Annotated in this window: 22 protein-coding genes; 14 read left to right on the plus strand and 8 right to left on the minus strand. The window is 52.1% G+C overall.

What is annotated here, in order from left to right; translation table 11 throughout:
* Position 1 precedes the first annotated feature (1 nt).
* From flgD to flgB, 3 genes are read right to left on the minus strand one after another with little or no spacing between them, the layout of a single operon-like run.
* Complete coding sequence (gene flgD, locus HV302_RS15375; protein WP_016152627.1) at positions 2-700, minus strand: flagellar hook assembly protein FlgD; 699 nt, start codon at positions 698-700, stop codon at positions 2-4.
* A 12-nt stretch (positions 701-712) separates the two neighbouring features.
* The gene (gene flgC / locus HV302_RS15380; RefSeq protein ID WP_006685091.1) at positions 713-1117 is read right to left on the minus strand and encodes a flagellar basal body rod protein FlgC; all 405 of its coding nucleotides are present in this window, start codon (positions 1115-1117) and stop codon (positions 713-715) included.
* A gap of 3 nt (positions 1118-1120) precedes the next feature.
* Positions 1121-1537 (minus strand): flagellar basal body rod protein FlgB, encoded by a 417-nt coding sequence (gene flgB / locus HV302_RS15385; protein ID WP_016152626.1) that lies wholly within the window; start codon positions 1535-1537, stop codon positions 1121-1123.
* A gap of 157 nt (positions 1538-1694) precedes the next feature.
* On the opposite strand from flgB, the gene flgA reads away from it, so the two are divergent.
* From flgA to flgN, 3 genes are all read left to right on the plus strand, one after another.
* Positions 1695-2354 carry a flagellar basal body P-ring formation chaperone FlgA gene (gene flgA, locus HV302_RS15390; protein WP_016156187.1) on the plus strand — a complete coding sequence of 220 codons (660 nt, stop codon included), beginning with the start codon at positions 1695-1697 and terminating at the stop codon, positions 2352-2354.
* A 93-nt stretch (positions 2355-2447) separates the two neighbouring features.
* Complete coding sequence (gene flgM, locus HV302_RS15395; RefSeq protein ID WP_016152624.1) at positions 2448-2741, plus strand: flagellar biosynthesis anti-sigma factor FlgM; 294 nt, start codon at positions 2448-2450, stop codon at positions 2739-2741.
* A gap of 3 nt (positions 2742-2744) precedes the next feature.
* Complete coding sequence (gene flgN, locus HV302_RS15400; protein WP_016152623.1) at positions 2745-3167, plus strand: flagella biosynthesis chaperone FlgN; 423 nt, start codon at positions 2745-2747, stop codon at positions 3165-3167.
* 85 nt (positions 3168-3252) lie between these two features.
* Here flgN and murJ read toward each other — a convergent pair whose 3' ends face one another.
* The 4 genes from murJ to rimJ all read right to left on the minus strand — a co-directional run bounded on the left by murJ (position 3253) and on the right by rimJ (position 7203).
* Complete coding sequence (gene murJ / locus HV302_RS15405; RefSeq protein WP_016152622.1) at positions 3253-4788, minus strand: murein biosynthesis integral membrane protein MurJ; 1536 nt, start codon at positions 4786-4788, stop codon at positions 3253-3255.
* 223 nt (positions 4789-5011) lie between these two features.
* The gene (locus HV302_RS15410; protein WP_181626241.1) at positions 5012-5935 is read right to left on the minus strand and encodes a Gfo/Idh/MocA family protein; all 924 of its coding nucleotides are present in this window, start codon (positions 5933-5935) and stop codon (positions 5012-5014) included.
* A gap of 1 nt (position 5936) precedes the next feature.
* Complete coding sequence (locus tag HV302_RS15415; protein ID WP_047359336.1) at positions 5937-6584, minus strand: YceH family protein; 648 nt, start codon at positions 6582-6584, stop codon at positions 5937-5939.
* 34 nt (positions 6585-6618) lie between these two features.
* Positions 6619-7203: a ribosomal protein S5-alanine N-acetyltransferase gene (rimJ, locus tag HV302_RS15420; RefSeq protein ID WP_006685101.1), complete on the minus strand. Its 585-nt coding sequence runs from the start codon at positions 7201-7203 to the stop codon at positions 6619-6621.
* 259 nt (positions 7204-7462) lie between these two features.
* Between rimJ and mdtH the strand changes: the two genes are divergently transcribed.
* The 9 genes from mdtH to HV302_RS15465 all read left to right on the plus strand — a co-directional run bounded on the left by mdtH (position 7463) and on the right by HV302_RS15465 (position 14206).
* Positions 7463-8671 carry a multidrug efflux MFS transporter MdtH gene (gene mdtH, locus HV302_RS15425; RefSeq protein ID WP_181627472.1) on the plus strand — a complete coding sequence of 403 codons (1209 nt, stop codon included), beginning with the start codon at positions 7463-7465 and terminating at the stop codon, positions 8669-8671.
* A gap of 114 nt (positions 8672-8785) precedes the next feature.
* A complete protein-coding gene (locus tag HV302_RS15430; protein WP_016152618.1) occupies positions 8786-9346 on the plus strand; it encodes a lipoprotein in 561 nt (186 codons plus the stop codon).
* A 105-nt stretch (positions 9347-9451) separates the two neighbouring features.
* Complete coding sequence (gene pyrC / locus HV302_RS15435) at positions 9452-10498, plus strand: dihydroorotase (RefSeq protein WP_181626242.1); 1047 nt, start codon at positions 9452-9454, stop codon at positions 10496-10498.
* 65 nt (positions 10499-10563) lie between these two features.
* Entirely contained in the window at positions 10564-10809 is a 246-nt protein-coding gene (gene dinI / locus HV302_RS15440) for a DNA damage-inducible protein I (protein ID WP_115190707.1), read from the plus strand.
* A gap of 339 nt (positions 10810-11148) precedes the next feature.
* A complete protein-coding gene (gene bssS / locus HV302_RS15445; protein WP_003036154.1) occupies positions 11149-11403 on the plus strand; it encodes a biofilm formation regulator BssS in 255 nt (84 codons plus the stop codon).
* A 114-nt stretch (positions 11404-11517) separates the two neighbouring features.
* A complete protein-coding gene (solA, locus tag HV302_RS15450) occupies positions 11518-12636 on the plus strand; it encodes an N-methyl-L-tryptophan oxidase (RefSeq protein WP_181626243.1) in 1119 nt (372 codons plus the stop codon).
* A 52-nt stretch (positions 12637-12688) separates the two neighbouring features.
* Positions 12689-12802, plus strand: a complete 114-nt coding sequence (locus tag HV302_RS15455; RefSeq protein WP_003036148.1) for a YceO family protein — start codon at positions 12689-12691, stop codon at positions 12800-12802.
* 260 nt (positions 12803-13062) lie between these two features.
* Positions 13063-13629, plus strand: coding sequence for a cytochrome b (locus HV302_RS15460; protein WP_191212327.1), 567 nt, complete (start codon positions 13063-13065; stop codon positions 13627-13629).
* 1 nt (position 13630) lies between these two features.
* Positions 13631-14206, plus strand: coding sequence for a YceI family protein (locus HV302_RS15465; RefSeq protein WP_003832130.1), 576 nt, complete (start codon positions 13631-13633; stop codon positions 14204-14206).
* Between the two features lie 46 nt (positions 14207-14252).
* Here HV302_RS15465 and trhO read toward each other — a convergent pair whose 3' ends face one another.
* Entirely contained in the window at positions 14253-15305 is a 1053-nt protein-coding gene (trhO, locus tag HV302_RS15470; RefSeq protein ID WP_181626245.1) for an oxygen-dependent tRNA uridine(34) hydroxylase TrhO, read from the minus strand.
* Between the two features lie 220 nt (positions 15306-15525).
* Between trhO and HV302_RS15475 the strand changes: the two genes are divergently transcribed.
* Both HV302_RS15475 and mdtG read left to right on the plus strand, forming a co-directional pair.
* Positions 15526-16446, plus strand: a complete 921-nt coding sequence (locus HV302_RS15475; RefSeq protein WP_016152612.1) for a Kdo(2)-lipid IV(A) acyltransferase — start codon at positions 15526-15528, stop codon at positions 16444-16446.
* Positions 16447-16601: 155 nt separating this feature from the next.
* A complete protein-coding gene (gene mdtG, locus HV302_RS15480; protein WP_019076457.1) occupies positions 16602-17822 on the plus strand; it encodes a multidrug efflux MFS transporter MdtG in 1221 nt (406 codons plus the stop codon).
* Positions 17823-17861 lie beyond the last annotated feature (39 nt).

The following is a 17861-nucleotide window of genomic DNA, read 5'->3' on the forward strand; positions in this document are numbered from 1 at the left end:
CTTAAATGATCTGCCGTACTTCGTCGAGGGTGGTGGTTCCATAGGTGCCCAGATCCAGCGTATTACCGCCGTTACTGCGAATAACGCCCTGCACCAGCGCAAACTGAAGCGGCTGAGCCACCAGTTGTGTTCCGCCATTACTGGCAGCAATTGACACGTTGTAAGAACCGCTTGGCGCATCCGTGCCATCGGTCATGGTGCCGTCCCAGGTAAAGGTATGAACGCCCGCTTTCAACCCACCAATATCAATGGTGCGTACCACCTTGCCGTCTTTATCGGTAATGGTTGCGGTAACCTTATCTGCCGGTTGCTGCAGTTCAACGCCAAACGGCGTAGTGGTGGTTTTTGCGCCCTCTTCCGTACCTTTACCGGTCAGGATGGTGGTGCCTGGGATCATGACACCGTGGCCAATCAGCGTACTGGCCTGCAGCGACTGACTGTTGTCGATCTGCCCGGAGATCGATCCCAGCGTGGTGTTCAGTTTCTCAATTCCGCTCACGGTACTGATTTGCGCCAACTGGGTGGTCAGTTCGTTGTTTTGCAGCGGGTTGGTTGGATCCTGGTTTTTCAGCTGTGCAACCAGCAGCGTAAGGAAGCTGCTTTGCAGGTCCGCGGCGTTGCTGCCCGTCAGTGAACTCTTCCCCGTTGCGTCATTCACACCCGTCGTGCTCGGGTCATTCATTTTTACAGCAATAGACATGTGCGCCTCCTTTTACTGGCCTAGCGTCAGCGTTTTGAGCATCAAGCTTTTCACCGTATTGAGCACTTCGACGTTTGCCTGGTAGCTACGCGAGGCTGACATGGTGTTGACCATTTCGCCGACGACGTCCACATTCGGCATTTTTACGTAACCGTTCGCATCGGCCAGCGGATTACCGGGTTCATAAACCAGCTTATCCGGCGCCTGGCTTTCAATGACGTCAGCGACTTTTACGCCACCGGTTGCCGCACCTGGCGCGGCATCAACCTGAAACACAACCTGCTTCGCGCGATACGGCTGACCGTCAGGTCCGGTGACGCTATCCGCATTCGCCATGTTGCTGGCCGCCACGTTCAGGCGCTTAGACTGAGCCGTCAGCGCAGAGCCTGCGATATCAAAAATATTTAACAGCGCCACGAATTAGTTCCCTCCTTGCAGCACGTTCATCATGCCTTTGATTTGTCCACCCAACGCGGTCAGCCCCATTTGATACTTGAGGCTGTTGTCTGCAAATTGCGTACGCTCCCGGTCCATATCTACCGTGTTGCCATCGAGAGACGGCTGATCAGGAATGCGGTAGAGCAGTTCCGTAGAAGGAGCGGAAACGGTCTGGGCCGGAATGTGTTGTGCAGAGGTCAGCGTCAACGAGACACCGCCGGTTTCTTCCCGTCCCCGCACCATGACTTTTTTTAATTCACTGGCGAAATCCAGGTCGCGCGCCTGATACCCCGGCGTGTCGGCATTGGCTATGTTGGCCGCCAATACTTCCTGGCGTTGGGCGCGCAAATTCAGCGCTTCCTGTTGAAAACGTAAGGCGGCGTCGAGCTTATCGAGCATATCTCCTCCGCAAATGACAAAATTCAACCGACAGCTTAAATCCCATTACGCGCGCGTTATCGCCGGAATAAACGCAAAATGCGTCGCTATTTGTTGCGTTGATGACTGCGTCACACAGGTAGAATCCTGTCACTACCTGAAAAAGCGCGAGGTTTTGATGCAAACGTTTAAACGTGGAGTCGTCGTGGCAGCACTGCTGTTCAGTCCTATGACGCTGGCGCAAGACCTGAATTCACAGCTGACGGCATGGTTTTCCCAGCGACTGGCCGGATTTAGCGATGAGGTCGTCGTTACTATCCGAACGTCGCCAAACTTATTGCCGAGCTGCGAACAACCAGCATTAAGCGTGTCCGGGAGTGCAAAATTGTGGGGTAATGTGAACGTGCTGGCGCGCTGCGCCAACGAGAAACGTTATCTGCAGGTGAACGTGCAGGCCACGGGAAACTACGTTGTTGCCGCCGCGCCCGTCGCTCGGGGTAGCGCCCTGACTTCGGCCAGCGTAACGCTGAAACGAGGTCGACTGGACCAACTCCCTCCGCGCGCCGTGCTGGATATGAATCAGGTGCAGGATGCCGTAAGCCTGCGCGATCTGGTGCCTGGTCAGCCGATACAGCTTTCCATGTTGCGCCAGGCATGGCGAATCAAGGCTGGTCAGCGCGTCCTGGTTATCGCCAACGGAGATGGCTTTCGGGTGAATGCCGAAGGTAAAGCGCTGAACAATGCCGCCGTCGCCCAGAATGCCCGAGTACGGATGATTTCAGGCCAGGTGGTGAGCGGTGTCGTCGATTCTGATGGGAATATTCTTATTAACCTATAATAGGTTAAAGATTTTTTAGCGTGTGCCGATAGATAAACAACCAATGATTACAGCGGGCCGCTATAGCGTAACCCCTCGATGAGGATAAACAAAATGAGCATTGATCGTACCTCACCATTGAAGCCAGTAAGTACCGTTCAGCCACGTGAAACCAGCGATGCGCCGGTACAAAAAACGCGGAAGGAAAAAACCACCGCCACCACCAGCACCAGCGTCATGCTGAGCGACGCCCAGGCCAAACTGATGCAGCCCGGCACCAATGACATCAATATGGAACGCGTGGAAGCACTCAAAACCGCAATCCGTAATGGCGAGCTGAAAATGGACACCGGAAAAATTGCCGACTCGCTGATCCGCGAGGCGCAGAGCTACTTACAGAGTAAATAAAGTATGACTCGTTTGTCAGAAATACTTGACCAGATGACGACCGTCCTCAATGACCTGAAAACGGTAATGGATGCTGAACAGCAGCAGCTTTCCGCAGGATATATTAACGGCAGCCAGCTACAGCGTATTACAGAAGAAAAAAGCTCTTTGCTGGCAACCCTTGATTATCTGGAGCAGCAGCGCCGTCTGGAGCATGACGCCACGCGCAGCGCCAATGATGAAATTGCCGAGCGTTGGCAGACCATTACCCGGAAAACACAGGACCTACGCGAACTCAACCAGCACAACGGTTGGCTGCTGGAAGGGCAGATCGAGCGCAATCAACAAGCGATTCAAGTGCTGAAACCGCACCAGGAACCGGCGCTGTATGGCGCAAACGGTCAAACCTCTGCTGCGCACCGCGGCGGGAAAAAATTCTCTATCTGATGCTAGCCTGATAACGTTTTGCTTATCAGGCCTACGCGTTTTGTAGGCCGGATACGGCGTCATGCCGCCATCCGGCATTAATCGGTTACGCCGTCCGGCGCACAAACTCTTTCACTTTAAAGCCCAGCACCGCGAGCGCAGCGAAGTAAGCAGCAATACCTGCCACCACAACGGCCATCAGACGCAGCAGACGCCATAACATCGTTCCCTGCGACCAGTCCGGCATGATGTAGAGCATCCCAACCAGCGCCGCCGACATCACCAGCACAGAAATCACCAGTCGCGCCAGGAACCAGGCCCAACCCGGTTGTGGGGTAAAAATTTTCTGTTTACGCAGTTGCCAGTACAGCAGTGAAGCGTTCAGACACGCCGCCAGACCAATCGACAGCGACAGCCCGGCATGTTTCAGCGGCCCAATAAATGCCAGGTTCATTACCTGGGTCATAATCAGCGTGACAATGGCAATCTTGACTGGCGTTTTAATATCCTGGCGCGAATAAAAACCAGGGGCCAACACTTTCACCACGATCAAGCCAATCAAACCTACCGAGTATGCCACCAGCGCGCGCTGCGTCATCGCGGCGTCAAAGGCGGTAAATTTACCGTACTGGAACAGAGAAACCGTCAGCGGTTTGGCCAGAATCCCCAACGCCACGGCGCTCGGTAATGCCAGCAGAAAACACAAACGCAGGCCCCAGTCCATCAGACGGCAATACTCATCATGATTACCGCTGGAAAAACTTTTGGATAGCGAGGGCAGCAGGATAGTCCCCAACGCGACGCCAAGTACGCCAGACGGAAACTCCATCAGACGGTCAGCATAATACATCCATGACACTGAGCCAGAGGCCAGAAACGAAGCGAAAATCGTATTGATGATCAGTGAAATCTGGCTGACAGATACCCCAAGGATCGCCGGGCCCATTTGCTTGACGACGCGCATCGCCCCCGCATCACGGAAGTTCACGCGCGGCAGCACCAGCATGCCAATTTTCTTCAGGTGCGGAAGCTGATAAATCAGCTGTAGCACGCCGCCAACGGTAACGGCCCACGCCAGCGCCAGCACCGGAGGGTGAAAATAAGGCGCAGCAAACAGCGCGAAACCGATCATGCTGATATTCAGAAAGGTCGGCGCAAACGCCGGAATGGAAAAGCGATTCCAGGTATTCAGGATCGCACCCACCAGCGAAGCCAGCGAGATCAGCAGAATATACGGAAAGGTGATCCGTAGCAGTTGAGTGGTCAGCGCAAATTTGTCCGCTGTGTCGGCAAACCCAGGTGCGGTGACTAAAATCACCCACGGGGCAGCCAACATTCCGGCGACCGTCACCACGGCCAGCGCCAGAGTCAACAGCCCGGAAACGTAAGAGACAAAGACGCGGGTCGCATCCTCACCCTGCTTACTTTTATATTCGGCAAGAATAGGCACAAACGCCTGCGAAAAAGCGCCCTCAGCAAAGATTCGGCGCAGCAGGTTAGGAAGTTTGAACGCCACAAAAAAGGCATCAGTCGCCATCCCTGCGCCAAAGATTCTGGCGACAATCGCATCACGCGCAAAACCCAGCACACGTGAAAACATCGTCATCGAGCTGACGGCTGCCAGCGACTTTAATAAATTCATCTATGTTGTATTCCAGACTCTGAGGCAAAACCCCGACAAACCTGCCCGTAGGTCGGATAAGGCATGATCGCCGCCATCCGGCACTTTTGCTGTGCCTGATGGCGACGCCGTAGCGTCTTATCAGGCCGACAAACCAGCCTATGGTTGAAAAGAGGTGTTATTTTTGAGTTGGCATATAGTACCTGGATTACAATGAATTACTACCGCCAGATGTTACAGGGGGTTATTCAGCCATTGCCTCCCGCCACAGCTTTTCGACAACGCGCTGGGCCAGGAGCGCCTGCTCACCTGCCGTCTGGGGAACCGTCTGATTTTGCACGCACTCAATGAAATGACGTGCGCATCCGGCAAAACCACGCTGTTCCAGGGTAGTTTGCCAGCCTGCTACCGGCTTGTGCACCACTCCTTGCCCGCGCTCTTCCCGCCATTCCCGCATATCCGTGACGTCAATCAGGCCACCATCCGTCACCGCCTGCACGCTCTCGCGCTGGCTACCGGCGCGGCGATGCATACTGGTCGTTACCTGCATTTGCCCGGCAGAAAAATGGTGCTCCGCATAGAGCATCGCGCCGGAGTCATTGGTTAACAGCGTACCGTTATTTAACTGCGCTTTCTCTCCCGCCAGCCACAATGCGGTATCGACAACGTGCAGATAGTCGTCCAGCAGAGTGAAGCGCAGATCGTGCGGCCCGACGCTGTCCGTCCGGTGCTTATCCATGCGTACGGACGCCGCATTGCCCAACTGGGATTTGAGATCCTGATACAGCGGCGCAAATCGACGGTTAAACCCCACCATCAGCGTCAGCTTTTTCCTCTCGGCCAGCTCCACCAATTGTTCAGCCTCGCGCAGGTTTTCCGCCAGCGGTTTATCCACGCACACGTGAACCCCGGCATTCAGCAGTTCGCTGACCACCGCATAGTGCGTTGCGGTACTGGAATGGACGAAAACCGCATCGCAGGTTTGCGCCAGATTAACCAGTGAATCAACGTAAGGTATCCGCCAGGTATCACAGATACGCTGCGCTTTTTCCCGCGAAGGTGAAAATGCCCCTTTCAGCGTCCAGTCTGCACTAGCGCCCAGCACGGGCAGCCAGGCCTTTTGCGCAATCCCGCCGAGCCCGACAACGCCGATACGTAATTTATTCACATCAGTCTCCCAAGTGCGCCAGCAAGGAATCAAGCCGCTGCTTAAGCTCCGCGACGTCTGTTTCCAGCGCGTCAACGCGCGCCTGTAGATCGCCCGAAGCTGCCGGAAGTTCATCTGTGGTGGCCATCGCTTCATCAACGTCACCGCAAAACAGGTGCATATAACGGCTTTCACGTTTGCCCGGCTCACGCGCCAGGCGAACGACATAAGGACCATCTTCCCGGGTTGCCAGTTTCTCCAGTGTCGACTCTACTTCGGCCATGTCGCTGAATTCGTACATCCGGGAGGCGCGGCTACGCAGTTCACCAGGTGTTTGAGCACCGCGCAGCAACAGCGTGGTAATGAGCGCGACTTCCCCCGCGCTGAGCTTAAGATTGCCAAACTCAGAGTTGCAGAAACGCTGCTCATATTTCGTGACGCGATTACCAAAGCCACTCACCGTACGCAGGAAATGCCGTTTCACCAGGTTATCAAGCTGATCCTGCACGTCGGATTCCGACAGGTTCATCACGGGTTCACGATTCGTTTTTTGATTGCAGGCGGTTACGACTCCGTTTACGGAGAGCGGATACTGTTCAGGCGTAGTCACTTGTTTTTCTAATAAACAGCCAATCACCCGTGCTTCGGTGGCGGTTAATTCGTATTTCATCGTCTTCTCCATTAATCATGGCTGCATCTGAAACTTAGCGGCCGGGGGTCCATTCTGATGTGGTCAACGCCGTCAGCACGTGATCGCGCCACTGCCCGTCAATCAGCAGGTAGTCTTTGGCATACCCTTCTTTTTCAAAACCCAGTCGCGCCAGCAGGTCACCGCTGCGTTTATTATGTGGCATGTAGTTAGCCATAATGCGGTGAATATGCTGCGTGCGCTGCATATAGCGGATGGCCGAGGTTAAGGCTTCATACATCAGCCCCTGCCCCTGCCACTTCTGCGCAATGGAGTAACCGAGATAACAGGCGTGGAAAGATCCCCGCACGACGTTCGAGAAGTTCGCGACGCCAATAATCTCTTTTTCTTCCGGATCGAGCAGCGCAAAGTAATAAGCGGTGCCCTGTTTATGAAACTCAGAGATCATGCTCAGACGCGCCTGCCAGCCTGACGGATAACAGTGGCTTTCATCGCGAATAGGCTCCCAGGGTTTTAAGAAATGACGATTTTCTGCGTAATAATCTGCCAGACGCCAGGCATCACGCTCATGCACTAAACGCACGACCAGGCGGTCCGTGGTTAAGCGCACTTTTGGCACGTTACTGCGATAGCCAAACATTCTATACCTACTCCTTCCCGTAACGTCTTCAATACGCTATTCGCATTACTATACCTGCGCAAATACGCCCTGTGAAAAGAGCAAAATGCCATTTTTTGAATTATTCACACATTTTGATGAAAACTCTCTATCAAGACGGACTTTTGATAAAAAAATATTGTCCCACGAAGGGTGGGAAAAGCGATGACGACACCGCAGAATAGGAGGTGCTTATCTTTTAAACTCTATCCAGAGTGACGAGTTTTTCCCTGGAGGGGAAATATCGCAAGTCTCGCAGGCAAGGAACCTGGGTAAATACTTCCTTCTTATCGATAACATGCTGGTCGTGCTGGGTTTCTTCGTCGTGTTCCCGCTGATCTCAATTCGTTTCGTCGATCAAATGGGCTGGGCCGCCGTGATGGTCGGTATCGCGCTTGGATTACGTCAATTTATCCAGCAAGGTTTAGGTATCTTCGGCGGTGCTATTGCTGACCGTTTCGGGGCAAAACCGATGATCGTCACCGGCATGCTGATGCGCGCTGCCGGATTCGCCACCATGGGCATTGCCCATGAACCGTGGCTGCTATGGTTTTCCTGCTTTCTTTCCGGGCTGGGCGGCACGTTGTTCGACCCTCCCCGCTCGGCGCTGGTGGTCAAACTGATCCGTCCGGAAAAGCGCGGGCGTTTTTTCTCTATTCTGATGATGCAGGATAGCGCCGGGGCCGTGGTTGGCGCGTTGCTCGGCAGTTGGTTATTGCAATACGATTTCCGTCTGGTGTGTGCCACCGGCGCAATTTTGTTCGTTCTGTGCGCGGCGTTTAACGCCTGGCTACTTCCGGCATGGAAGCTGTCAACGGTGAAAATTCCGGTGCGCGAAGGAATGAGCCACGTGATGCATGACAAGCGCTTTGTCACTTATGTGCTGACGCTGGCGGGCTATTACATGCTGGCGGTACAAGTGATGCTGATGCTGCCAATAATGGTAAACGACATCGCTGGCTCACCGGCCGCTGTGAAATGGATGTATGCCATCGAGGCGTGCCTCTCTTTAACGTTGCTCTACCCGATTGCCCGCTGGAGTGAAAAACGCTTTCGCCTTGAGCATCGCCTGATGGCCGGTCTGCTGGTGATGTCTTTAAGCATGATGCCCATCGGCCTGGTCGGGAATTTGCAGCAGTTGTTCACCCTGATTTGCACGTTCTATATTGGCTCAATCATCGCAGAACCGGCGCGTGAAACCCTGAGCGCCTCGCTGGCAAATGCACGTGCCCGGGGAAGCTATATGGGTTTCAGTCGACTGGGACTCGCCATCGGCGGCGCCATTGGTTATATCGGCGGCGGCTGGCTGTTTGACATGGGTAAAACCCTGGCACAACCTGAGCTGCCCTGGATGATGCTCGGTATTATCGGCTTCATCACTTTCCTGGCGCTGGGCTGGCAATTCAGTCTCAAACGCCCAACGCGTGGTATGCTGGAGCCTGACGCCTGATAGCCAATCTGGCGTACGTGCTTTTTTCAGTTTTTTCTGCTGTTACCCGCAGCGCTGGTGCTCGATGATGCTTTGTGTCACGATTACACCACAAGCATCATGTTGAGGAACCCCATGAAAAAGTTTTTTTTTGCCGCTGCACTAATTGTCAGCGGCCTGTTGGTTGGTTGTAATCAACTCACGCAATACACGGTTAGCGAGCAAGAGATTAATCAGGCCCTGGCGAAGAATAATAACTTTTCAAAAGATATCGGTTTGCCTGGCGTCGCTGAAGCACATATCGTACTGAACAATCTCGCCAGCCAGATAGGCCGTGAAGAACCCAATAAAGTGACGCTGACCGGAGACGCCAACCTGGACATGAACTCCCTGTTTGGCAGTCAGAAAGCGACCATGAAGCTGAAGCTAAAAGCCTTACCGGTTTTCAATAAAGAAAAAGGCGCGATTTATCTGCAAGAAATGGAAGTCGTGGACGCTACCGTCACGCCGGAAAAAATGCAGTCGGTACTGCAAACGCTGATGCCTTATTTAAATCAGTCGCTGCGCAACTATTTCAACCAGCAGCCGGCATACATTCTACGGGATGACAGCAGCCAGGGGGAAGCGCTGGCGAAAAAACTGGCGAAAGGCATTGAGGTGAAACCGGGAGAAATCATTATCCCGTTCACCGACTAATATGACAGAGGGCGCCGATGCGCCCTTTTTTTTCGTGCAAACGAAAACGTTTCCGCTTATCCTTTGTTTCCGGCAAAAAAGACTATCCTCAGCCGGAGCATATTGATGACTGCACCATCCCAGGTTTTAAAGATCCGCCGCCCAGACGACTGGCATCTTCACTTTCGCGATGGCGACATGTTAAAAACTGTCGTGCCCTATACCAGCGAAGTTTATGGCCGCGCCATTGTCATGCCGAACCTGGCTCCGCCCGTCACCACGGTGGACGCGGCTACCGCTTACCGCCAGCGAATTCTTGACGCGGTTCCTGCCGGACACGACTTCACGCCATTAATGACCTGCTACTTAACGGATACGTTGGATCCCAATGAACTGGAACGTGGATTCAATGAAGGCGTGTTTACCGCTGCAAAACTCTATCCGGCCAATGCCACCACCAACTCGACGCATGGCGTAACCTCTATTGATGCCATCATGCCAGTGCTGGAACGGATGGAAAAATTGGGTATGCCTCTGCTGGTGCACGGCGAAGTGACGCATGCGGATATCGATATTTTCGATCGCGAGGCGCGCTTTATTGAAACGGTAATGGAACCACTGCGTCAGCGTTTAACTGCGCTGAAAGTGGTGTTCGAACATATCACGACTAAAGATGCTGCCGAATACGTGCGCGACGGCAACGACCTTCTGGCGGCGACCATTACGCCACAGCACCTGATGTTTAACCGCAACCACATGCTGGTCGGCGGGATTCGCCCACATCTGTACTGCCTGCCGATACTCAAACGTAACGTCCATCAACAGGCGCTGCGTGAGCTGGTCGCCAGCGGGTTTAACCGCGCCTTCCTCGGTACCGACTCAGCGCCGCATGCGCGTCATCGCAAAGAGTCAAGCTGTGGCTGTGCGGGCTGCTTTAATGCGCCGACCGCACTGGGCAGTTATGCCACCGTATTTGAAGAGATGAATGCACTGGACCATTTTGAAGCCTTCTGCTCACTCAATGGCCCACAGTTCTACGGTTTGCCGGTGAATGAAACCTTTATTGAGCTGGAACGCGTGGAGCACCAGGTCCCGGAGAGCATTGCGCTGCAAGATGATACGCTGGTGCCTTTCCTGGGTGGCGAAACGGTACACTGGTCCGTGAAAAGCTAAAAAAAGTGTAGCCAACTGGTGAGAATAACTGTATAAATAAACAGTATATTCTACAGGGGGCTACTATGCGTATTGAAGTCACTATTGCCAAAACTTCACCTTTACCTGCTGGTGCAATTGACGCGCTGGCAGGTGAACTCTCCCGCCGTATTCAGCACCATTTTCCGGATAACGAAGGTAACGTTACCGTCCGTTATGCCAGCGCAAACAATCTGTCGGTTATTGGTGCCACCAAAGAGGATAAAGAACGCATCAGCGAGATCCTCCAGGAGACCTGGGAAAGCGCGGATGACTGGTTCATCAATGAATAAATAATGATATGCAGTGATGTTTGTTTGCCGGGTCGCCCCGGCTTTTTTATACACACCATCTTTTAATCAATAGTTCATTCCTTCTGGCAAACTGATATTTTAATAATAAATTCCTGTCTATCTTTTAACCACAACACCAAAATAATTGTGCAACATGCTTAAAAAAAATGAATAACATGTCGGTTTGTTAGTCAGATAACGCTGAAAACGAAAATTTTATGTGCTTACCTCTTTAAATTTTCAATGAATACCCTTATTTATTGATATACTGAAGTTGCTTCAGAAAAAACGCATTGAACCTCGAAAACCGTTGTCTAGTAACACGAATTAGGGGGCATGATGGAAAAGAATAATGAAGTCATTCAGACTCATCCGTTAGTAGGATGGGACATCAGCACTGTTGATAGCTACGATGCGCTGATGCTGCGTTTGCACTACCAGACCCCGAATCGTCCTGACCCGGATGGGACTGAAGTTGGTCAAACGCTCTGGTTAACCACTGATGTTGCCAGGCAATTTATTTCGATATTAGAAGCAGGAATCGCTAAAATTGAATCCGGCGATTACCAGGTAAATGAGTATCAGCGACATTAAATCTGATACATCCAACCATCAAAAGGCACCTTTCCGGTGCCTTTCTTATTTCCAGGTTGAATATTCCGGGTCACTTATTTACCCTGCTACTATCGCGATTGCAGAGAGAAGCGGATGAAATACGACTTAATCATAATTGGCAGCGGTTCCGTGGGCGCCGCAGCCGGATACTATGCCACTCGCGCCGGTCTGAAGGTTCTGATGATCGATGCGCATATGCCACCGCATCAGCAGGGCAGCCACCACGGCGACACTCGATTAATTCGTCATGCCTATGGCGAAGGTGAAAAATATGTTCCGCTGGTGCTGCGTGCGCAAACATTATGGGATGAATTATCCACCCAAAATGAAGAACCGATTTTTGTGCGCTCTGGTGTCATCAACCTTGGTCCGGCAGATTCAACCTTCTTAGCGACCGCGGCGCAAAGCGCAAAACAGTGGCAACTCAATGTTGAACAACTGGATGCAGCAGCCATTATGGCGCGCTGGCCAGAGATTCGCGTACCTGAAAACTATATCGGTCTGTTTGAAGCGGAGTCTGGTTTTTTACGTAGTGAGTTAGCGATTAAAACCTGGATCCGTCTGGCGGAAGAAGCAGGCTGTGCGCAGCTATTTAAATGCCCGGTCAGCGCAATTCGTCATAGTGATGATGGCGTCACGGTAGAAACCGCCGATGGTGACTATCACGCGCAAAAAGCGGTGATCAGCGCCGGAACCTGGGTACAGGCATTAGTCCCTGAACTACCGATACAACCGGTACGCAAAGTGTTCGCCTGGTATCAAGCCGATGGGCGTTTCAGCGTTAAGAATAACTTCCCTGCCTTCACCGGGGAGCTACCAAATGGCGATCAATTCTACGGTTTCCCGGCAGAAAACGACGAGCTAAAAATTGGTAAGCACAATGGCGGACAGGTAATTCATTCGGCAGAAGAGCGCAAGCCGTTTGCCGCTGTAGCCAGCGATGGTTCTGAAGCCTTCCCATTCCTGCGCACAATTCTGCCAGGCGTAGGCTGCTGTCTGCACGGTGCGTCCTGCACCTATGATAACTCACCAGATGAAGACTTTATTATTGATACTCTACCGGAGCATGACAACACGCTGATCATCACCGGGCTGAGCGGACATGGCTTTAAGTTTGCCTCCGTCCTCGGAGAGATTGCGGCAGACTTCGCCCAGGACAAATCGTCTGACTTTGACCTGACGCCCTTCAGGCTAAGTCGTTTTAAGCGATAATAAATGAATGGCCTCGTTGGTGAGGCCATTTTTAATGACAGGAATAACGTTGATGCGCCGCATCTTTCACTATCTGGTTAATAATATTCGCGAGCATCTTATGCTCTACATTATTTTATGGTCGCTGCTGGCAATTATGGATGTGATATATATTATGTTTTTCTGAATCCGCAACACTGACACTAATTGACATAAACTGATATTAACTTAATTTTCATTGCAATTAACTGAACAAGAAAAACACCTTAAACACCCACAAACCAAGGCTTCACATCATCCCCCCACTAATTCCTTGATGATTACTTCATAATTCAAACAATTTTATTGAATCAGAAACAAATATCACCATTATTGTTATTTATTAGTTGCATTAATGTCTTTTACGCGCCATTTTCATTCACTTGTGAAATATCTAACGGTGCACTTATGCAATTAAATAATACTCCACAACGCTATGGCGTGGTGTCTGCCGCTTTGCACTGGCTGATTGCGATTGCTGTATATGGCATGTTTGCGCTGGGATTGTGGATGGTCACGCTCAGCTATTACGACGGCTGGTATCACCAGGCCCCTGAACTGCATAAAAGCATCGGCGTTGTGCTCATGATGGGGCTGGTTATCCGCGTCGTCTGGCGGTTGATCTCCCCTCCTCCTCCTGCGCTGGCAAGTTATTCCCGTTTCACCCGCATCGCGGCGGCACTGGGTCACCTCGCGCTATACACATTGCTCTTTTCAATTGTCATCAGCGGGTATTTGATTTCCACCGCTGATGGCAAAGCGATAAGCGTATTTGGTTGGTTCGACATTCCTGCCACCCTTGCCAATGCGGGCGCTCAGGCCGACCTCGCTGGTAGTCTGCACCTGTGGCTTGCGTGGACCATGGTGGTTTTATCGCTTCTGCACGGACTGATGGCCCTGAAACATCACTTTATCGATAACGACGATACCCTGAATCGCATGTTGGGAAAATCGTCATCTGACTATGGAGCTTAAAATGAAAAAAAACCTGCTGGGACTTACACTCGCCTCTCTGTTATTCACCACCGGGTCAGCCGTGGCGGCAGATTACAAAATTGACAAAGAAGGACAGCATGCCTTTGTTAATTTCCGTATTCAGCACCTGGGTTACAGTTGGCTGTACGGCACATTTAAAGATTTCGACGGGACTTTTACCTTTGATGAGAAAAATCCCGCAGCCGATAAGGTTAACGTCACCATCAACACCAACAGCGTTGACACCAATCACGCCGAACGCGACAAGCACCTGCGCAGTGCAGATTTCCTTAACGTGGCCAAATTCCCGCAGGCGACCTTTAGCTCTACCAGCGTGAAGAAAGAGGGGAACGACCTGGATATCACCGGTAATCTCACCCTGAACGGCGTCACTAAACCGGTTACGCTGGATGCGAAGCTGATTGGTCAGGGCGGCGATCCGTGGGGTGGCACGCGTGCAGGTTTTGAAGCACAAGGTAAAATTAAGCTGAAGGACTTCAACATCACCACCGATCTCGGCCCGGCGTCTCAGGAAGTCGATCTGATCATCTCAGTGGAAGGCGTCCAACAGAAGTAACGTATGAGTTGCCGGATGGGGCTAAAGCCGCCATCCGGCATGATGACTATTGCGCAGGATCCGGAATACCCAGTTTGGTATTCAGGCGACCGCGTGACTTATTAAAGATTTTGTTGCCATTTTCACGTCCGGCGCGAAGACGACGTTGCTCTTCTTCCGGCAACTTACTCTCTTCGCTACACAACTCGCTACAGCAGCCGTTATACTTCTGCGCGCAGGCCGGACACTGGATAAACAACAGATGGCAGCCATCATTTTTGCAATTAGTATGGCTGTCGCACGCCGTTCCGCACTGATGGCAATGTGCAATAACATCTTCAGAAATCCTTTCGCCCATACGCTCATCAAAAACGAAGTTTTTACCGACAAAACGCACAGGAAGCCCCTGTTCACGTGCCTTGCGGGCATATTCAATAATACCACCCTCTATGTGCCAGACTTTGCTAAATCCGTTGTGTTTCATCCAGGCGCTGGCTTTCTCACAACGGATCCCGCCCGTGCAATACATAACGATTTTTTTATCTTTATGCGCCTGCATCATTTCAACGACTTTCGGTAACTGGTCGCGGAACGTGTCTGCCGGGATTTCTAGCGCATTCTCGAAATGGCCCACTTCATATTCATAGTGGTTGCGCATATCAATGAATACCGCGTCAGGATCGTCCAGCATGACGTTTACTTCCGCCGCCTTCAGGTAATCACCTACGTTGCTGGCGTCAAATTGCGGATCGTCAATACCATCCGCCACGATGCGTTCACGCACTTTCATGCGCAGCACCCAGAACGATTTACCATCATCATCCAGCGCGATATTCAGACGTAACCCGGCGAATGCGGGATCAAACGCATAAAGCTGCTGGCGGAATGCCTCGACGTTGCTTTGCGGTACGCTGATTTGCGCATTGATTCCTTCATGGGCAAGATAAACGCGCCCGAAGACGTTCAATGCAGTGAACATCTGGTACAGCGCATCACGCGTGTGCTGAGGATTGGCGATGGTGAAATATTTATAGAATGAGATCGTCGTGCGCGGCTCGGTCTCAGCCAACATTTTGGCTTTGAGCGCATCGTTCGAAATGCGGTTGTGTAACACTGGCATGGTGTACGTATCCTGCAAATAGGGAGAAAATGAAAATCGGCGGCATAATAAAGCAAACACCGCCAATTTACATCCACACATTTTACGCTACATTTCTTACTCCAATATAAAAGTGCAACAACAATTGCTGGTTTAATCACCGTTCTCCCGTCACAAATTTTTGATATGCGCGAAAAAATGCGACAATACAGGCAATTGGTCGTTTGAAGACAGGATAGACATGACGAATTTACCCAAGTTTTCGGCTGCGTTACTGCATCCACGTTATTGGTTAACCTGGCTGGGCATTGGCATCCTTTGGTTAATCGTGCAGTTACCCTACCCGGTTCTTTACAAGTTGGGCTGCGCATTAGGTCGTCTGGCATTACGTTTGATGAAACGTCGGGCAAAAATTGTTTCCCGTAATCTGGAACTGTGCTTCCCGCAAATGAGCGAGCAGGAACGCCAGCAGATGATCATCAAGAACTTCGAGTCCGTGGGCATGGGCGTGATGGAAACCGGAATGGCCTGGTTTTGGTCTGACAAGCGCATTTCACGCTGGACGGAAGTTATCGGGATGGAACATATCCGCGACGTTCAGGCGCAAAAGCGGGGAATTTTGTTAGTGGGTCTGCACTTTCTGACCCTTGAACTGGGTGCGCGTCAGTTTGGTTTGCAGGAGCCGGGGATAGGCGTATATCGCCCTAACGACAACCCACTGCTCGACTGGCTACAAACCTGGGGCCGTATGCGCTCTAATAAATCCATGCTCGATCGTAAAGACCTGAAAGGAATGATTAAAGCGTTGAAAAAAGGCGAAGTGGTCTGGTATGCACCGGATCATGACTACGGTCCCCGCGCCAGCGTATTTGTCCCGCTTTTTGCTGTTGAACAGGCCGCAACAACCTCCGGGACCTGGATGCTTTCACGCATGTCGAATGCCTGCCTGGTACCGTTTGTTCCCCGCCGCAAACCTGACGGTAAAGGTTATCAATTGATTATGCTGCCTCCGGAGTGTTCACCGCCGTTAGACAACGCGGAGACTACGGCAGCGTGGATGAATAAGATTGTTGAGCAATGCATCATGATGGCCCCAGAGCAGTATATGTGGCTACACCGTCGTTTCAAGACGCGTCCTGAAGGTTCACCTTCCCTGTACTAAAGCACGGTTGCAGTCCTGTGGACTGCAACACCTTCCCTGCCCGCTTTAGGTTTAACTGCTATCCGCATTGCAGCAACTATCTACCAGGCGCATAATTAGCCTGCTTGCTTATATTCAATCGATAGCGCAAACAGCGCGCCACACTGCGGAACGCTATGTCACCCTCAGATGCTCCCATAAACTGGAAACGTAACCTCACCGTTGCCTGGTTGGGTTGTTTTTTAACCGGTGCAGCATTTAGCCTGGTTATGCCCTTTTTGCCCCTCTATGTCGAGAGCCTCGGCGTCACGGGTCATAGCGCCCTGAATATGTGGTCAGGTCTGGTCTTCAGCATCACTTTTCTCTTTTCCGCCATCGCCTCTCCTTTCTGGGGTGGCCTTGCCGATCGCAAAGGGCGAAAAATCATGCTGCTGCGTTCCGCATTGGGTATGGCGATTGTGATGCTGCTGATGGGGCTGGCGCAAAATATCTGGCAGTTCCTGGTCCTGCGCGCCCTGTTGGGTCTGCTCGGCGGTTTCATTCCCAACGCCAATGCGCTGATCGCCACCCAGGTTCCGCGCAATAAAAGCGGCTGGGCGCTGGGAACGCTTTCCACCGGCGGCGTCAGCGGCGCACTGCTCGGACCGTTGGCAGGCGGGCTGCTCGCGGATCAGTACGGACTACGCCCGGTATTTTTCATCACCGCCAGCGTACTGCTGCTCTGTTTTATCCTGACGCTATTTTTTATTCGCGAACGTTTCCAACCGGTGAGCAAGAAAGAGATGCTGCACATTCGCGAAGTCGTGGCCTCGTTAAAAAATCCCAAACTGGTGCTGAGCCTGTTTGTCACAACGCTGATAATCCAGGTGGCAACCGGGTCCATCGCGCCAATTCTGACGCTGTACGTTCGAGAGCTGGCTGGCAACGTCAGTAACATCGCCTTTATCAGCGGGATGATTGCTTCCGTACCGGGCGTGGCTGCGTTAATCAGCGCCCCGCGACTTGGCAAATTAGGTGATCGAATTGGCCCGGAGAAGATCCTGATTGTTGCTCTGGTCATCTCCGTGCTGCTGCTTATTCCAATGTCGTTTGTACAATCGCCCTGGCAACTTGCCGTTCTGCGCTTTTTATTGGGGGCCGCTGACGGCGCTCTGCTCCCGGCAGTACAAACGCTGCTGGTCTATAACTCAACCAATCAGATCGCCGGGCGTATTTTCAGTTATAACCAGTCATTTCGCGATATCGGTAACGTAACGGGACCGTTAATGGGGGCGGCAATTTCCGCCAACTACGGTTTTCGCGCCGTCTTCTGCGTGACCGCGGGCGTCGTACTGTTTAACGCTTTCTACTCGTGGAATAGTCTGCGCCGTCGCCGGAGCACTGAGGCTACGGGATGATTTTTGTGCATTCATACTTGCAATATCGGAGAATCAACT

It is taken from the genome of Citrobacter sp. RHBSTW-00859 (assembly GCF_013729795.1).
In the GTDB taxonomy this organism is placed as follows: domain Bacteria; phylum Pseudomonadota; class Gammaproteobacteria; order Enterobacterales; family Enterobacteriaceae; genus Citrobacter; species Citrobacter braakii.

Bases quoted from the DNA above. Each gene is read 5' to 3' on its own strand.
- flgD (WP_016152627.1), bottom strand. From the start codon at position 700: ATGTCTATTGCTGTAAAAATGAATGACCCGAGCACGACGGGTGTGAAT.
- flgB (WP_016152626.1), bottom strand. From the start codon at position 1,537: ATGCTCGATAAGCTCGACGCCGCCTTACGTTTTCAACAGGAAGCGCTG.
- flgA (WP_016156187.1), top strand. From the start codon at position 1,695: ATGCAAACGTTTAAACGTGGAGTCGTCGTGGCAGCACTGCTGTTCAGT.
- flgM (WP_016152624.1), top strand. From the start codon at position 2,448: ATGAGCATTGATCGTACCTCACCATTGAAGCCAGTAAGTACCGTTCAG.
- flgN (WP_016152623.1), top strand. From the start codon at position 2,745: ATGACTCGTTTGTCAGAAATACTTGACCAGATGACGACCGTCCTCAAT.
- murJ (WP_016152622.1), bottom strand. From the start codon at position 4,788: ATGAATTTATTAAAGTCGCTGGCAGCCGTCAGCTCGATGACGATGTTT.
- HV302_RS15415 (WP_047359336.1), bottom strand. From the start codon at position 6,584: ATGAAATACGAATTAACCGCCACCGAAGCACGGGTGATTGGCTGTTTA.
- rimJ (WP_006685101.1), bottom strand. From the start codon at position 7,203: ATGTTTGGCTATCGCAGTAACGTGCCAAAAGTGCGCTTAACCACGGAC.
- HV302_RS15430 (WP_016152618.1), top strand. From the start codon at position 8,786: ATGAAAAAGTTTTTTTTTGCCGCTGCACTAATTGTCAGCGGCCTGTTG.
- pyrC (WP_181626242.1), top strand. From the start codon at position 9,452: ATGACTGCACCATCCCAGGTTTTAAAGATCCGCCGCCCAGACGACTGG.
- dinI (WP_115190707.1), top strand. From the start codon at position 10,564: ATGCGTATTGAAGTCACTATTGCCAAAACTTCACCTTTACCTGCTGGT.
- bssS (WP_003036154.1), top strand. From the start codon at position 11,149: ATGGAAAAGAATAATGAAGTCATTCAGACTCATCCGTTAGTAGGATGG.
- solA (WP_181626243.1), top strand. From the start codon at position 11,518: ATGAAATACGACTTAATCATAATTGGCAGCGGTTCCGTGGGCGCCGCA.
- HV302_RS15455 (WP_003036148.1), top strand. From the start codon at position 12,689: ATGCGCCGCATCTTTCACTATCTGGTTAATAATATTCGCGAGCATCTT.
- HV302_RS15460 (WP_191212327.1), top strand. From the start codon at position 13,063: ATGCAATTAAATAATACTCCACAACGCTATGGCGTGGTGTCTGCCGCT.
- HV302_RS15465 (WP_003832130.1), top strand. From the start codon at position 13,631: ATGAAAAAAAACCTGCTGGGACTTACACTCGCCTCTCTGTTATTCACC.
- trhO (WP_181626245.1), bottom strand. From the start codon at position 15,305: ATGCCAGTGTTACACAACCGCATTTCGAACGATGCGCTCAAAGCCAAA.
- HV302_RS15475 (WP_016152612.1), top strand. From the start codon at position 15,526: ATGACGAATTTACCCAAGTTTTCGGCTGCGTTACTGCATCCACGTTAT.
- mdtG (WP_019076457.1), top strand. From the start codon at position 16,602: ATGTCACCCTCAGATGCTCCCATAAACTGGAAACGTAACCTCACCGTT.